The organism is Pseudonocardia yuanmonensis (assembly GCF_039542425.1).
GTDB classification, from domain to species: domain Bacteria; phylum Actinomycetota; class Actinomycetes; order Mycobacteriales; family Pseudonocardiaceae; genus Pseudonocardia; species Pseudonocardia yuanmonensis.
The window spans coordinates 47,109-61,739 of the sequence record NZ_BAABIC010000013.1 but is presented as its reverse complement, the minus strand read 5'-3'; the positions used below and the strand labels follow the sequence as shown (position 1 = coordinate 61,739).

15 protein-coding genes are annotated in these 14,631 nt (G+C 73.3%); 11 read left to right on the top strand and 4 right to left on the bottom strand.

Features of this window, described 5'->3' with window-relative positions; translation table 11 throughout:
* The first annotated feature begins 298 nt into the window (after positions 1–298).
* From ABD990_RS19630 to ABD990_RS19590, 9 genes are all read left to right on the top strand, one after another.
* Complete coding sequence (locus tag ABD990_RS19630; protein WP_345382058.1) at positions 299–2,872, top strand: winged helix-turn-helix domain-containing protein; 2,574 nt, start codon at positions 299–301, stop codon at positions 2,870–2,872.
* A 110-nt stretch (positions 2,873–2,982) separates the two neighbouring features.
* Complete coding sequence (locus ABD990_RS19625; protein ID WP_345382057.1) at positions 2,983–3,207, top strand: hypothetical protein; 225 nt, start codon at positions 2,983–2,985, stop codon at positions 3,205–3,207.
* A 137-nt stretch (positions 3,208–3,344) separates the two neighbouring features.
* Positions 3,345–3,587: a hypothetical protein gene (locus ABD990_RS19620; RefSeq protein WP_345382056.1), complete on the top strand. Its 243-nt coding sequence runs from the start codon at positions 3,345–3,347 to the stop codon at positions 3,585–3,587.
* A 76-nt stretch (positions 3,588–3,663) separates the two neighbouring features.
* Entirely contained in the window at positions 3,664–4,206 is a 543-nt protein-coding gene (locus ABD990_RS19615; protein WP_345382055.1) for a hypothetical protein, read from the top strand.
* Positions 4,207–4,343: 137 nt separating this feature from the next.
* Complete coding sequence (locus ABD990_RS19610; protein ID WP_345382054.1) at positions 4,344–4,547, top strand: 3-isopropylmalate dehydratase small subunit; 204 nt, start codon at positions 4,344–4,346, stop codon at positions 4,545–4,547.
* Between the two features lie 127 nt (positions 4,548–4,674).
* Positions 4,675–6,171 carry a hypothetical protein gene (locus ABD990_RS19605; protein ID WP_345382053.1) on the top strand — a complete coding sequence of 499 codons (1,497 nt, stop codon included), beginning with the start codon at positions 4,675–4,677 and terminating at the stop codon, positions 6,169–6,171.
* Between the two features lie 27 nt (positions 6,172–6,198).
* Positions 6,199–6,627, top strand: coding sequence for a DUF7144 family membrane protein (locus ABD990_RS19600; protein ID WP_345382051.1), 429 nt, complete (start codon positions 6,199–6,201; stop codon positions 6,625–6,627).
* Positions 6,628–6,717: 90 nt separating this feature from the next.
* A complete protein-coding gene (locus tag ABD990_RS19595; RefSeq protein ID WP_345382050.1) occupies positions 6,718–7,152 on the top strand; it encodes an SHOCT domain-containing protein in 435 nt (144 codons plus the stop codon).
* Positions 7,153–7,275: 123 nt separating this feature from the next.
* Entirely contained in the window at positions 7,276–8,871 is a 1,596-nt protein-coding gene (locus tag ABD990_RS19590; protein ID WP_345382049.1) for an MFS transporter, read from the top strand.
* A 21-nt stretch (positions 8,872–8,892) separates the two neighbouring features.
* Here ABD990_RS19590 and ABD990_RS19585 read toward each other — a convergent pair whose 3' ends face one another.
* The 4 genes from ABD990_RS19585 to ABD990_RS19565 all read right to left on the bottom strand — a co-directional run bounded on the left by ABD990_RS19585 (position 8,893) and on the right by ABD990_RS19565 (position 13,574).
* Positions 8,893–10,164 carry an AI-2E family transporter gene (locus ABD990_RS19585; RefSeq protein ID WP_345382048.1) on the bottom strand — a complete coding sequence of 424 codons (1,272 nt, stop codon included), beginning with the start codon at positions 10,162–10,164 and terminating at the stop codon, positions 8,893–8,895.
* A 307-nt stretch (positions 10,165–10,471) separates the two neighbouring features.
* Complete coding sequence (locus ABD990_RS19575) at positions 10,472–10,654, bottom strand: hypothetical protein (protein WP_345382211.1); 183 nt, start codon at positions 10,652–10,654, stop codon at positions 10,472–10,474.
* 512 nt (positions 10,655–11,166) lie between these two features.
* Positions 11,167–12,903, bottom strand: coding sequence for an ArnT family glycosyltransferase (locus tag ABD990_RS19570; RefSeq protein ID WP_345382047.1), 1,737 nt, complete (start codon positions 12,901–12,903; stop codon positions 11,167–11,169).
* 137 nt (positions 12,904–13,040) lie between these two features.
* Positions 13,041–13,574: a hypothetical protein gene (locus ABD990_RS19565; RefSeq protein ID WP_345382045.1), complete on the bottom strand. Its 534-nt coding sequence runs from the start codon at positions 13,572–13,574 to the stop codon at positions 13,041–13,043.
* A 379-nt stretch (positions 13,575–13,953) separates the two neighbouring features.
* Between ABD990_RS19565 and ABD990_RS19560 the strand changes: the two genes are divergently transcribed.
* Together ABD990_RS19560 and ABD990_RS19555 are read left to right on the top strand one after the other, a co-directional pair.
* Complete coding sequence (locus ABD990_RS19560) at positions 13,954–14,223, top strand: SHOCT domain-containing protein (protein WP_345382044.1); 270 nt, start codon at positions 13,954–13,956, stop codon at positions 14,221–14,223.
* Positions 14,224–14,358: 135 nt separating this feature from the next.
* Positions 14,359–14,571, top strand: a complete 213-nt coding sequence (locus tag ABD990_RS19555) for an SHOCT domain-containing protein (RefSeq protein ID WP_345382043.1) — start codon at positions 14,359–14,361, stop codon at positions 14,569–14,571.
* Positions 14,572–14,631 lie beyond the last annotated feature (60 nt).

Sequence of the window (14,631 nt, the reverse complement as noted above, 5' to 3'; positions counted from 1 at the left end):
TGGCTTCGGCCCCGGCAGCGTGAGGCCGATGGAGTACGTCTTCCGGACCAGGCGGAGAAGTGCCGGATGAGGCCTTTCGCCACTTCGCACCGTCGGGCGAGGCTGGCACCATCGGACGGTCGGCCGGGTCGATCGTCGGTGTCTCGGGCTGAGGACGGCGACCGCGAGGAGTCGCGGAGACCACGACCCACGGGCAGGGGCGATGGCGCGACATCGAGCGGTCAGGATGAGGAGGGCGAGCGGGCGCTCCCCTGAGCCCGCCCGCGCGACGGTGCGGGTTCCCAGTGCCGGCGGCCTCGTGCGACGGCCCCGGCTGCACGACCTGCTCGACGCCGACCTGACCGCTCCGGTGATCCTGGTGGCCGCGGCTGCTGGGTGGGGCAAGACGGTTCTGCTGAGCTCGTGGGTGGACACCGGATCGCACGCCCGCACCGTCGCCTGGCTGAATCTCGAGGCCATCCACGACGCTCCCCAGCCCTTCTGGCGGGCCGTCGCAGCGGCGCTGCGCGACGCGCCGGGCGAGGCGACGGTCCAGGCCCTGCAGGACGTCGTCGTGGGCTCCGTGACGACGGAGTACCTGCCGAGCGCCGTCGCCGACGCGGTGCGGAGCGTGCGGACCCCGGTCGTCCTCGTCCTGGACAACCTGCACGAGATCACCTCGTCGGAGGTGCACCGCGGGATCCTGCGCCTCGTGGAGCGCCCCGTGGCGGGCCTGTCGATCGTCGTCGCCACACGCAGGGACCCGCCGTGGCCCCTGCAACGGTTGCGGGTGGCCGGGTCGGTTCGCGATGTCCGGGCCGCCGACCTCGCGTTCCGGCACGGCGAGGCCGCAGAGCTGTTCGGGCTCCTCGGGTTGGAGCTCACGCCCGTCCAGGTGGACCGGCTGCTGGACCGGACCGAGGGATGGGCGGCAGGACTCCGCCTGGCCGCGCTGCACCTGCAGGGCCGCGCGGACCTCGACGCCGCGGTCGCCGCGTTCTCGGGCGACGACCACACCGTCGCGGGATACCTGCTCACCGAGGTGCTCGACCAGCAGGCCCCGGAGCTGATGACCTTCCTGATCGAGGTCAGCGTGGTCGATCTGGTCTGTGCCGATCTCGCCCAGGCGCTCACGGGTCGCCCCGACGCCGGCCAGGTGCTCGCCGACCTCGCCGGTGCCCACCTCTTCGTCCGCGAGGTGGACCGGCCCGGCCGCTGGTTCCGGCTGCACCGCCTGGTCCTCGACATCCTCAGGGCGCGGAGCCTGCCCTCCCGGGAGCGCCGCGACCTGCACCGTCGGGCGGCCGAATGGTTTCGCGGGAACGACATGCCCCTCGAGGCCATCCACTCCTCGGTGACCGCGGGCCTGTGGCGGCTGGCCGCCGACCTGACGGGCACCCATGCGCTGGCGCTCGTGATGGGCGGCGACGGCCGACGGCTTGAGCGCGTGTTGGCCCAGGTTCCCGCCACCGTGGCGGCCGTTCACCCGGAGCTCGCCGCAGGGCTCGCCGGAGCCCGGGTCGCGCAGGGGATCGGGCTCGACGTGCCCCGCCTCCTGGAGGCCGCCCGGACGGTCCACGTGGACGGCCTCCCGAGCCGGCGCAGGGGTCGAGCCGAGGTGCTGCGGCTGATGAGCGCCGGCGGTTTCGGCAGGCTTGTCGGCGACTGGGGCGCGGTGCGCGACGCCTACCGGCAGGTCCCGCTCGAGCCGGGCGCTCTCGCGGCGCTGGGGATGGCCGGCGGGGAGCTCGTGCCGGTGGTCGCGCACAACAATCTCGGGACCGCCGCCTTCTGGACCGGCGATCTCGACGCCGCCGAACGTCATCTCACGGCTGCCGTCGAGGCCGCGGTGCCCGGCGTCGTCCTGGCGCAGCTGAACGCCCTGTCCTATCGCGCACTGCTCCGGGCCGAGCGTGGCGAGCTCGACGCCGCCGAGAGCGAGGCACGCAAGGTCCTCGCCACGGCGGCCGCCGCCGGGATGGAGGACACGGCACAGGTGGCGGCGGCTCACCTGGTGCTGGTCGAGGTGGCTCTGGACCGTGGGGATCCCGAGGCCGCCGACGAGCGGTCGGAACGCCTGGCGGCGTTCGAGACCGTCACCGCCGAGCCGCACGTGCGGTTCCTGGCCGCGCTGCTGGCGGCCGAGCGGCTGGCGACCGCCGACGAGCACGAGTCCGCCCTCGCGAACCTGCGGGCACAGCTCGACGCGGACGCCGATCGGGTGCCGCCCCTGCTGCTCGAACGTGCCCGGCTCCTGGAGGCTTCGCTCCTGGCGAAGACGGGCGAACCCGAGCGCACCCTCGTCGTCCTCGACGACATGGGGACCCCGACCACGCCGGCCGCTCTGCTGAGCGCGGCGCGTCTCCGGCTGCGCCTGGGGGACCAGCCGACCGCGGAACAGCTCCGTCGTCGCGTCGCCGATCCACCGACGGTGCGGCTCCACGTGCAGGTCCGGATCCTCGACGCGCTACTGGCCGACGCGGTCGGCGAGGAGGCCCGCGCCCGGGACCGGCTCGAGGACGCCCTCGTCGCCGCCCTGCCGTGCGGGCTCCGGGGTCCGTTCCTCGCCGAGGGCGCGGAGCTCCGGCCGCTCCTGCAGGCGTGTCTCGAACGGGGCACCGCGACGCCGGAGTTCGCCCTCGACCTGCTCGCGCGCATCCTCGCGGGCCCGCAGGAGGCCGGCGGGGTCCATGCGCTCGTCGACCCACCGACCGAGCGGGAACGGACGGTCCTGCAGTACCTCTCCAGCAGTCTCAGTAATGCCGAGATCGCCGCCGAGCTGTACGTCTCGGTCAGCACGGTGAAGACTCACCAGCGAGCCCTCTACCGGAAGCTCGGAGCGTCCGGCAGGCGCGACGCGGTGCGCCGGGCGCGTCTCCTGGGGCTGCTCTGACCACGGAACCGGATCGGATCCGCACTCATCCGGAGCGGATGGTGCGCGGTCGGGCCGGGGCCGGGGACCGTCGACGTCCTCGTCGACCGACCGCCACTGAGGAGGTCAGGGTGAGCTGCGAGTACTCGGTTCGGGTTCGGGGACGTCTCAGCCCGGCGCTCCTGGCGGCGCTCGATCCCCTCCGCCCGGCCCACCCCACGGAGACGGAGCTGCGTGCGCGGGTCGACGACCAGGCGGAGCTGCAACAGCTGCTGGCCCGACTGCAGGACCTCGGGATCGAGCTCGTCGGACTCCAGCGCATCCCGACCGGGCCGCAACGGGTGCCGCGTCCCTGACCTGCGTCCACCTGCCGGACCCGTCCGAGGACGCCATGACCACCCGTCCGGGATGACCCTCCGTCGTTCCTGGTGGCTCGACACTCGACCGCACGGTTGCGGCGACGTCGCCGTGCCGCGGGTCGAGGAGGCGCTGAATGGCACAACCCGTCGGCGAGCCCGGCCCTCCGTTCCTGCGGCCCGTGATGCCGGTGGGAGACCGCCGGGAATCCGCGCGATCGGCGCCCACGCAGGTCGGCGACCGGGCCGGAGTGCTGGTCGCCGTGTTGCGGGCGGAGGTCGAGGCCGCCGTCGACCGCGGTGTGGTCACGCGGGGCGAGGCGGAGGAGGTGCTCGCCCGCCTGGCGATCGTCGTGGACCAGGCGGTCCACGGGCGCTGAGCGCCGCGGCCGCGGCGCGGCCCACGGAACATTCCGGGCGACGGCCGGTCCGCCGCCCCCGAACGCCGGAGGCATCGTGGACACCGTCGACAGCTCCACACGGAGCACCCGCGGAGCGCGCGCGTTCCGCACCGCCGCGGCGGGCCTGCTCGGGCTCGCCGCACTCGCGGGATGCTCCTCGCCCGCCGCCGCTCCGCCGTCCGCCCCTCCCGCACCACCGGCCACGACGTCGGCGCCCGCGCCCGCCACCTACTCACCCGAACTGTGCACAGCTGCGACGGAGTTCCAGACGGCCGCCAACGCACTGCTGCAGCTCGACGCGACGAAGGTCGGCACCGAAGGCGTCAAGGCCGCGCTCCAGGACCTGGCGAATGCCGGACAGAACCTGGCCACCGCGGCAACCGCCCAGTTCGGTCCCCAGGTCGACGCACTCGAGCAGGCGCTCGGCTCCCTCCGGACCACGGTCACGAGCATTCAGGACCAGGCGACGCTGTCGGCGAAGCTGGGCGCGATCGCGGGGTCCGTCGCGCAGGTCGAGGCCGCCGCGAAGCCGATCGTCGACAGCGTCCGGACGGGGTGCCCGGGGGTACCTCCCGTCGCGACCCCGCCGCCCTCCTGACCCGCGCCGCCGGCCCAGCGCGTGCTCCGGCGCCCCACGGACCGGTTCATTCCCCGGGGATGAGGGAGCCGGCCGCGCCGGGAGGAAGCCTGGCAACCGGCGGACGAGACGGCGAGGAGAACCGGAGTCGAAGGCCCATGCATTACGAGTTCCGTGTCGACGGGGTTCTGTCCGACGAGGCGCGCGCGGCCCTGAGCGGTATGAGGATCACCGTGCTCCCACCCCAGACCGTGATCGACGGCGAGGTGCTGGACGACTCGCACCTGCACGGGATCATCGCCCAGCTCGACGCACTCGGTCTCACCCTCGTGTCGGTCCTGCCGAACCCGGGCGTGGGGTGAGGTCCGCGCCGCCCAGGAGCCTCACGGAACCGGCTCGACCGCCGGCGCTCGCCCGGACGAGGTGATGCCGAGCGGTGGCGCGTGGCAGAGGGTGCGCTCGCCAGCCTCGCATCCGAGGAGGACCGCGATGTCCGTCGTCGACCGACCCGACAAGCCCGGCCCTGCCGTGGCGACCGAGGCGCCGAGCGCACCCACCATCCCGCGGACGTCCGCGCCCGCGCCGGATGCAGCGGGGCCGCTCACCTCTGCCGAGCGGGCGGAGCTGCAGCGCCTGCGCGCCGAGCTCGCCGCGCTTCGGGCCGCGCCTCCGCCGCCGCCCCCGCCGTCCCGGCGACCGCGCGGCCCGGTCCGGTGGGCCTCGATCGCTTCGGCGGTCCTGCTGGTCCTGGGGCTGCTGCTGGTCCCCGTGTCCGTGCTCGCGATCTGGACGAACAACCAGATCTCCGACACCGACCGGTTCGTGGCGACCATGGGCCCGGTCCTCGAGGACCCCGCGGTGCAGACCGCGGTGGCCGGCCGGGTGACCCAGGAGATCTTCGCCCAGGTCGACGTCCAGCAGCTCGCGAACCAGGCGGTGGACGCGCTCGCCGCGCAGGGCCTCCCGGCCCCGATCGCCGACCGGCTGCACGGGCTCACCGGGCCGCTCGCCGACGGGACCCGGAGCTTCGTCCAGGAGAAGGTCCAGGAGCTGGTGAGCAGCCCGACCTTCGTCGCCGCCGGGCAGCAGGCGCTGACGGTGACCCACGAGCAGCTCGCGGCGGTGCTCGCCGGTCAGTCCTCGGCGATCAGCGTCCAGGGCACTCACGCCGTCCTCGACCTCTATCCCTTCATCGAGGCGGCGAAACAGCGGCTCGTGGCCGACGGCTTCGAGCTCGCCGCGAGGATCCCCGCCATCCACCCGACGGTCCCGCTGTTCCCGGCCAGTACCCTGATCCGCGCCCAGACGCTCTACCAGCTGCTCGACGTGTCGGCCACCTGGCTGCCCTGGGTCACCCTCGCGTTCCTGATCGGCGGGGCCCTGCTGGCCCGGAACCGACGGCGGGCGACGTTGGTGATCGGCCTCGCCGTGATGGGCACCATGCTCGCCCTGGCCGCGGCCCTGCTCGTCGTCCGGGGCGTCGTGGTCGGCGCCGTGGCCGAGCAGTCCTCCGCCGCGGCGGCGTCGGCGTACGACATCCTCGTGCGATTCGTCCGCGCCGCGCTGCGGACGCTGTTCGTCGTCGGGCTCGTCGTGGCGCTCGCGGCCTGGGTGACCGGCCCGTCGTCCGCGGCGGTACGGATCCGCCGCGCGCTGGCCCGCGGGGTGGCGTCGCTGCGCAGGGGCGCGGTCGCCCGCCGGCTCGCCGAGGGCCCGGTGGGTCCGTGGGTCCACGACCACCTCGGTCTGCTCCGCACCGCACTGGTGGTCCTGGCCGCACTCGTGGTCGTGCTGCTCGACCGGCCCTCGGGCGTGACCGTCCTGGTGGTCGTCCTGGTGCTCCTGGTCCTGCTCGGGGTCGTGCAGTTCCTCGATCAGCCACGCCCCACGAACCGCCCGTCGGCGCCGGCACCGCCCGTCCCGGACCCGCAATCACCCGTCCCGGATGGCACGGGGGCGGCCGTCACGGGCGATCGTCACGACTGACATCGGGAACGTGCGAAAGGGGTCGTGATGAGCACGCACGCCACGCCGCATCGGGCCGAACCCGCTGCGACCACGGTGGGTACCGGATGGACCACGACCTTCGCCCTGTTCGCGGCGGTCCTGATGATGCTCGCCGGCGCGTGCGGTGTGCTCATCGGCATCGCGGCGATCCTGCGCGACGAGGTCTACGTCCGGACGCCGCAGTACCTCTACACCCTGGACCTGACGACGTGGGGATGGATCCACCTGGCCCTCGCCGTGCTGCTCGGCGCCGCGGGTGCGGGGGTGTTGTGGGGTGCCACGTGGGCGCGCACCGTCGGCATCCTGGCGGCCGGCATCAACCTCGTGGCGCATTTCGCGTTCCTGCCGTACTTCCCGGTCTGGGCCCTCGTGGTCATCGCGCTCGACGCGCTGGTGATCTGGGCGCTCGCCGTGTACCAGGGCGAGCCCGTCTGAGGCGACCGACCGCCGGCCGGAGCGACTCCGGTCCCTGACCCACCCGTTCGCGACGGGTGAGCCTGCACACCTGGAGAGAAGGGGTTGGACATGCTGCTCGCACAGAGCCAGTACCCGTTGCTGGACCTGTTCTGGACGATGCTCGTGTTCTTCGGGTTCGTCCTGTGGTTCTGGTTGATGTTCGTGATCTTCGGCGACATCTTCCGGCGTGACGACATCGGCGGCTGGGGCAAGGCCGGCTGGACCGTCCTGATCATCATCCTGCCGATCGTCGGGTCGCTCGTGTACCTGATCGCGGAGGGCCGGAAGATGGGCGAGCGGCGCGAGGCCGACGTGGCCGCCGCCCGTAACGCCTACGAGCGCGACGTCCGCAGGATCGCCGGGGCGAACGGGACCACCGGCGGCCCGACCGAGCAGATCGCCGAGGCGAAGCGCCTGCTCGACCAGGGCGCGATCACCCCGGACGAGTACGAGGCGCTGAAGGCAACGGCGCTCGGCCGGTCTCTCGGCGAGCCCGCTCGCTGACCGCTACCGGGACCGGGGAGGCGTGATGTCCGCAGGCCCGACCGCACCCGCGCCGAACCGGCTCCGGCACCCTGCCGAGATCTCGTTCCGGGGAGCCCTGTCGGCGCACAACGGCGCATCGGCGTGAGCACCGGCGGGGGCGTCGACCGCCAACAGGCACGCGGGGGTCAGCGGACCCTCGGGCTCCTGCTCGCCATGGCGATGTTCGTGCTGGTGGTCGACACGTCCCTGATGAACGTGTCGATCTCGGCGGTGGTCCACGACCTGGGCACCACGGTCAGCGGCGTGCAGTCCGCGATCGCGCTCGAGGCGCTCGTGTCCGCCGCGTTCATCCTGATCGGCGGCAAGGTCGGCGACCTCGTCGGGCGCAAGCGCGCCTACCTGCTCGGGCTGCTCGGCTACGCCGTGGGCGCGGCCGCCATGACGGTGGCGCAGGGCCTGACCGCGGTGATCGTGTTCTGGGCCGTGATCGGCGGGCTCGGCGCATCGCTGCTGCTGCCCGCGATGCAGTCGCTCATCCACGGCAACTTCGACGGGCCGGCCCGCAGGAAGGTGTACGCCCTGGTCGGAGCAGCGGCGGCGATCGCGGCCGCCGTGGGCCCGCTGCTCGGCGGCTTCATCACGACCTATCTGTCCTGGCGGGTCGGGTTCGCGCTCGAGGTCGTCGTGATCGTGGTGGTGCTGTGCGGGGCGAAGCTCGTGCGCGACGTCCCGTACACCGGCCCGCGGGGCATCGACGTCGTCGGCGCGGGCCTCTCGGTCGTCGGGATGGGCGGCCTGGTCCTCGGGATCCTGGTCTGGCAGGAGGGCGGCGAGCGCGTCGGGCTCGTCCTGGCCGTCGGCATCGCCGGGCTGGTCGGTCTGGTGTTCTGGCTGCGACGACGAGCGCGCCACGCGCAGCCGGCGCTGCTGGACCCGGGGCTGTTCTCGGCGGCCCACTTCCGGGTCGGCGTCTCGCAGCAGATGCTGCAGCAGATCGCCCTGGGCGGCACCATGATCGTCCTGCCGATCTTCCTGCAGATGGTGCTCGAGTACGACGCCCTGCAGGCCGGCCTGACGATCGCGCCGCTGTCGCTGAGCATGTTCGCGCTCGCGCTGGTGGCCGGGAAGCGGAGCGGCCGCCGGCGGCCGAGCACCGTCGTGGGCGCAGGCTTCGGGCTCCTCGTGCTGGGCATCGTCGTCCTGCTGCCGCTCGTGCCCCGCGCCGACACCGGGTGGGTGCTCGTGGGCCCGCTCGTGATCGCCGGTGCCGGGCTGGGGCTGCTGGTGTCGCAGCTGAACAACTACACGTTGTCCCCGGTGCCGGAGGAACGCGTCAGTGAGGCGGCCGGGGTCAACTCGGCGGCCGGGTCGTTCGGGCTCTCCTTCGGCCTCGCGTTCGCCGGCGCGATCATGTTGGCCGCCCTGGCGTGGACGTTCACGGCGAGGACCGACGCCAGCACCGTCCTGCCGCCGGCCGAGAAGCAGCAGGTCGCGCAGGTGCTGGAGGAGGACGCCGAGCTGATGAGCAACACCCGGCTCGCCGAGCTGCTCGCCACCCAGCCCGAGGCGATCCGTCAGGAGATCATCCGGATCAACACCGAGGCCCGCCCGTTCGCGCTGCAGGTCGGGCTGCTCGTACCGCTGCTCGCCGCCGCCGCAGGTCTCGCCAACTGCCTGCGCATGCGGCGGCTCCCGAACCCGGCACCGTCGGGCGCGGCGGAGACGACTCTCGGGTGAGCGGACTGCGGCCACCGGCCCTCAGACGTCGGACCGGCGATCGGTCGGAGTCGGCGAGCCTGCTCGGGCCCCCGTTTCTCGCGTCGGATCCTGAAGGGCACGCATGGGTGGCACGTCGGCGCCGTCCTCGGCGGGATCGGCGCCGACGAGCCCGGGTGCTACGCAGTCCGAGGACGCGGCGGCCGGACGGGTGAGGGGCTCGCCGTCACGGTCGAGCTCGTCCGGTGGGTCGACCCGGCCGCCGGACAGGAACGCCGACATCCAGCGCGTCCGCGGGTCGACGTCGAGCAGCAGCGCCTTCGCGAGCAGCGTCAGGGGGATGGCGAGCACCGCGCCGAGCGGGCCGATCACGAAGGTCCAGAACACCAGCGACAGGAAGGTGAGGGTCAGCGAGAGGTTCACCGCGTCACTGACGAACCTGGGCTGGATCAGGGACTGGATCACGAAGTTGATCAGGCAGTAGGCGACGATCACGGTGAGCATCAGCCGGGGCCCGCCCTCGAGGAGCCCGAGCAGCGCGGGCGGTACCAGTCCGATGACGAAGCCGATGTTGGGGATGTAGTTCGTGACGAAGGCGAGCAGGCCCCACAACACGGCCAGCGGCACCCCGACGATCCAGAGGAACACGGCGTCGACGACCGCGACGATCAGGCCGAAGACCGTGGAGACGAGCAGGTAGCTGCGGCAGCCGCGGACGAACCCGTCGAGGGCCGCCACGACCGCGGTCCGCGTACCCCCGACCTGCGCGAGGCGGTGGGAGAACGCCAGTGCGTCGATGCCCATGAACAGGACCACGAGGACGAGGAACAGCAGGTTCGTGAAGGTGCCGGCCAGCCCGCCCAGCAGGTCGGTCACCAGGCTTGCGACACGGCCGAACGAGATCTGCCCGAGGGCCTGCTGGAGCTGGTCGGGCCCCACTCCGATCGAGGCCAGCCAGGCGCGGAGCTCGGCGACGAGCGCGGTGAAGCGGTCCTGGTAGAGCGGGAGGAGCGACCCGAGCCGGGCCACCGCGAGGGCCAGGGAGGCCGCCAGGCCCAGGATGATCGCCTGCAGCACGACGAGGGTGACCGTCGCGGCGAGCCAGCGGGGAACGCCCCGCCTGCGCAGGATGCCCGTCAGCGGGTGGACGCCGATCACCAGGACCAGCGCCAGGAGCACGGGGGCCAGGATCGAGCGGAACTGCTGGAGGGCCAGCGTGCTGACGAGAAGGCCGGTCACGGCCAGCACGACCACCAGGCCCCGCGGGATCCCGCCCGGCCCCGCCGCGCTGGTGTCCGGCGCGGTCTGCGTCATCGCCCTCTCCTCGAAGAGGCCCGAAGGTCGTCCACCATCCTCGCCGGGCCGCCGGTTCCCGGCCTCACCCACGCCGGATGGGACGGCCCCGCATCGCACGGGCCTCGCCGATCGTGACCAGCAACAGACGCGGGCGGTCACCCCGGAGTGGTCCGGGTGAGCTGGCGTCGGTGGAAGGCGAAGTGTTTCGCCGGGTAGGCGTAGACGTCGGCCAGGGTCATGTAGTCGACGAAGAACGGGTCCCAGCGGGTCGGGCAGCCGCCCGAAGACGCGGACCAGGAACCTCCCGGATCCGCATGGCCGCGAGTCAGTCGGACAGCCGGCTTCGATCCACCCAGGCGCTGACGTCGATGCCGTGCCGGCCGGCCATCTCGATGAGGTCCTCCAGGCGCGCGCGGTGCCGCGCCGCCTCGTACGGCTGATCGGCCTCGACAGCGGCGACGAGGCGTTCCTGGGCCGCCGTGATCTGTATGCGCAGCTCCTCGATCACGATCGTCTCCTTCCCTGGCAGTTGTCGCGGAGTGCGGCGGTGACGGGCGAAGCGGTCGGCGGACTGCCGGGCCGGCACGGAGGACTCGGACCGGGGAGCGGTCGTTCCGGCTCGCGCCGCGGCGTCGGCGCTCCAGGGACCGGGGGCGCCGGAGATGCGGTGCAGGAGTTCGTCCTGGACGAAGGCCGGCCCGGCGTCGATCCGCGTCGGCTCGAGCTGCGCACGGGTCATCCGCACCGCCGCACCCGGGACCCGCGTACATCGAGAGCCTCCTCAGCGTCCCACCACGATGTGGGACGACGTCACTGTGGCGCTCCGTGCGCGCCCTCGACAGGAGGCGACAGACCCTGAAGATGTGCCGTGCGCCACAGGCACCCGGGACGCCGGGCGGCAGTGGGGGCGACGGGCGGGCCCCGGCGGGCTCGTCCCCCGGGCAGAGTGGGCCGGCACGACCCACCCCTGCCCACGTGAGCCTGGTCAGAGGGTCGAGAGCAGCTGCTGCTCGGGCGGGATCACGAGCCGCCCGCCTCGTCGCCGGCGTCGCCCGGCTCGGTGTCGGGGACGGGTGTGGGGTGCCGCGCGAGGTCCCAGACCGCGCACCCGTTCTGCTCGATGGTGCGCAGCTGCCTGCTGGTGTCGGACAGCCAGGTGGCCAGCGGCCCACCGGGCGGGACGAGCTGCGGATCGCCGACGACGAGGAACCGGGCGCCGGCGTCGCGCAGGCGGGCGACCTCCTCGGGGGTGTGCCGGTCGGCGGGCAGGCTCCAGCCCCTGCGGTCGGCCAGGAAGAACACGATCGGCTCCTGGTAGTTGTTCGTGACGCCGTCCTCAGTCGTGGCGCTGGTCGTGCTGATCAGCGCCAGGTCGGTGGGCGTGGAGACGGCGTCGAGCTCGATCGCGCACGTGCCGAACACCCCGGCCCGATCACGCAGCGACTGGGTGAGCACGTTCACCGCCTGCGCCCCCAGCAGCACGGCGAGCGCCGCCCCGGCCGCCACCACGACCCGGCGGTTCCACCGTGCCCGCACCCGGGCCAGGGCCGCGGCGGTTCCGGCGCCGATCGCGATCGCGGCGTAGGGCAGCGAGTAGACGTGGTACTGGATGCCCAGGTCGGTGCTGGTGTAGCGGCCGGCCGCGAAGTAGTAGAGCGTCAGCGCGACCGCACCGGCGCCGAGCAAGGGCAGCGGCGACAGCCCCAGGGGCTGCGTTGCCGTCGGTGTCGTTCCGGGCCCGCTGCGCGACCGGTTCCGCCACAGCCACACCACGCCCAGCACCGCGAGAGGCAGGCCCACGAACCCGTAGACGAAGATCGTCTCGGTGCGCAGGTTGCCCAGGTAGAAGCCGGGGCTGAGCCACAACGACACGCTGCCCCACTTGCTGTCGCCGCCCGAGATCACGCCGAAGGTGTTGCCGTAGGTGGCGTGCAACGACGCGGCATGGCGCAGCCACAGCGCCGGCGCCACCAGGGCCGCCAGCCCGGCCACGTACAGCGACGGGCGCCGCAGCCGATCGCGGGCGGCGAACACCACCCACAACGCGACGACCAGGCCGACGTGCAGCGACGTCGGCTTGACGAGAGCCGCCGTCGAGGTCGCGGCCGCGGCCCCGGCGAGGAGGACCGGCCGGTCCTCCTGCAGCCAGCGACAGAACCCGAGCAGGGCGAGCAGGTAGAACGCGAGCACGGTCGCCTCGGGCATGAAGGCCGTGCCCCATCGCATGAAGGCGGGGGAGAGGAAGAACGCCGCGAGCGCCCACCGGGCCGCGGCGCCGGGCAGCACCCGCCGGGCCAGGCCCCAGAAGGCCCCCGCCGCGATCAGCATGAACGCCAGCGAGACCAGCCGCCCCAGCACGATGTGCTCGCCGAGGGCGAGGTAGGTCGCGGCGGTCAACCACGGCATCAGCGGGAACTCGGTCTCGACGTAGCCGGGTCCTGCTCCGCCCCAGTTGATCTGCGGGAAGAAGATGTTCATCCCGTTCGCGGCGAAGTTGCGCGCGATCGTCGCGGTGTCGCTCTGTCGCCAGATGTCGCCGGGGTAGGCCGTCATCGGCGCGAACGCGCGCACCACGGAGAGCGCGACCACGACGGCGGCGATCGCCAGGACCCACCAGCGGAGCTGGGCCAGGTGCGTCGACCGCTGGCCGGTCTCCGGTGGCGGCGCCTCGCCGGCGTCGGAGGGGCCGGGGGCCAGACGTTCGGTGGGCAGATCGAGGTCCGGGTGCGGCGCACCCGACCGTCGCCGGGAGAACACAGCTCAGTCACCTTGCCGAGGCTCAAGGAGACGCCGGGCGTCTCGAGGGGGCGCGCACCCGCCGCGGACTCCCGACGGAGTCGGGCGGACAGGGGAGCGCGTGTCGGAGGACGTGCAGTACCGACGAGCCGGTCGGCCTAGGTCCGCATCACGCAGAGCAGGTACGGCGATGGTCGGAGCCCGGGCGGGGGAAGGTCCTCGGAGTCCGCGCCCGCCCGGTGCACCGTCGGCAGCACCTGCGTCGCAGCCGCGACGGGCGCCGTGGGTGCATGCAGGAACGTGATCGCCGTCGGCGCCACGGAGGCCTGAGCCAGGACTGCAGGTGACCCGCAGGTGTCCGTCGTTCCTGCCCGGCGGGCATCTCCGCCGCGGCCCGGGACCGGGGCGGTCATGTCCGCGGCCGCTCCGGTCACGGCCTCGGTGGGGGCGGCGCCGCTGCGGGACGGGGACGGCGCGAGGTGATCCGGCGCGAGCCGACTCCCGGCCCCGTGGGCCGCTGCGCTGGTGCCGACCTCGCCGACGTGGTGGCCTGCGAGGGCGACGTCCGACCCCGGAGCGTGCGACACCGTGTCCGTCGGGCCGTCGGTGCAGCAACACAAGGCCAGGACTCCGCCGAGCATCACCATGACCGCGACCAGGGAGACCCGGCGCAGCACGCGACCGGCGCGCACCGCTGCTCGAGAGGGCACCGCTCTGCTACCGAGCGTGCCCCCGTGCAGCCGCCCCGGCGCCCGAGTCACGAACGGGAAGCCTAAACGGGTGAGTTGAAGGGACGCTGAGGCCGCCCTTCGGCACCCTCCGCGCCGGCGCGTCCACGAGTCGGAGCGCCGGGATCCCGGCCGCGTCAGGCGCCGCGACCCGCCCCTGCGGCACACCTGCCTGCTCTCGGGGGTGTGGGACCAAGGCCCTGGACGAGTACCCCTTCTGCTCGAGCCGGCCGGAGGGGACCTTCGCTACGGGGCTGAGGGCGTTGTCCTCTGCGCGTCCCGTCGCCGTCCGGCGCACGCTGCAGTCGTCGGCAGCCCGCCGACCTCGCGGAAGGAACGGCCGATGATGTACTGGTGGGACGACCACATGAGCGGGTGGGGATACGCCCTGATGGCCTTCAGCTCGATCGTGTTCTGGGCGCTGCTGATCGTTGCTCTCGTCATGGGAGTCCGCGCGGTCCGGCACACCCGCAGCGGTCCCTCACCCGCGGACCGGCCGACGCCCGAGCAGCTGCTGGCCGAGCGGTACGCCCGCGGCGAGATCGACGACGACGAGTACCGCCACCGCCTCGGCACGCTCACCGGCGGGACCCGAGCAGACTCGCACCGATAGCCACTCCACTCCCGCCCTCGCCGGCGGACTCACGCTGAACGGCGATCGGTGATCTGTGACCCGGTGAGCCCGCGCCCGTGGGCCGGGCCGACGGCGGACCGAAGGAGGGTCGAGCAGATGATGGGTGCCGGAGGGATGGGCCTGTTCTGGGTCTGGCCGCTGCTGATCGTGGTCGGTCTCGGCCTGCTCGCGTACCTCGGTTATCAGCGAGCCCAAGGCGGGACGCGCGGTGACGAGCAGAGCGGGAACGGCGCCGGCGGCGAGGCGCGCCGGATCCTCGACGAGCGTTTCGCACGCGGCGAGATCGACGAGGAGGAGTACCGGCGTCGCCGGACCATGCTGGGTTGACTCCTCGGCCGCTCGGCCGTCGGCGGGTACTCGTGATCTCCGAGGATGCTTGCGCACCCC

What these genes read in the sequence shown, in the direction of transcription:
- ABD990_RS19560 (WP_345382044.1), top strand. Translation starts at nt 13,954, where the DNA reads ATGATGTACTGGTGGGACGACCACATGAGCGGGTGGGGATACGCCCTG.
- ABD990_RS19555 (WP_345382043.1), top strand. Translation starts at nt 14,359, where the DNA reads ATGGGCCTGTTCTGGGTCTGGCCGCTGCTGATCGTGGTCGGTCTCGGC.
- ABD990_RS19605 (WP_345382053.1), top strand. Translation starts at nt 4,675, where the DNA reads ATGTCCGTCGTCGACCGACCCGACAAGCCCGGCCCTGCCGTGGCGACC.
- ABD990_RS19620 (WP_345382056.1), top strand. Translation starts at nt 3,345, where the DNA reads ATGGCACAACCCGTCGGCGAGCCCGGCCCTCCGTTCCTGCGGCCCGTG.
- ABD990_RS19600 (WP_345382051.1), top strand. Translation starts at nt 6,199, where the DNA reads ATGAGCACGCACGCCACGCCGCATCGGGCCGAACCCGCTGCGACCACG.
- ABD990_RS19610 (WP_345382054.1), top strand. Translation starts at nt 4,344, where the DNA reads ATGCATTACGAGTTCCGTGTCGACGGGGTTCTGTCCGACGAGGCGCGC.
- ABD990_RS19585 (WP_345382048.1), bottom strand. Translation starts at nt 10,164, where the DNA reads ATGACGCAGACCGCGCCGGACACCAGCGCGGCGGGGCCGGGCGGGATC.
- ABD990_RS19595 (WP_345382050.1), top strand. Translation starts at nt 6,718, where the DNA reads ATGCTGCTCGCACAGAGCCAGTACCCGTTGCTGGACCTGTTCTGGACG.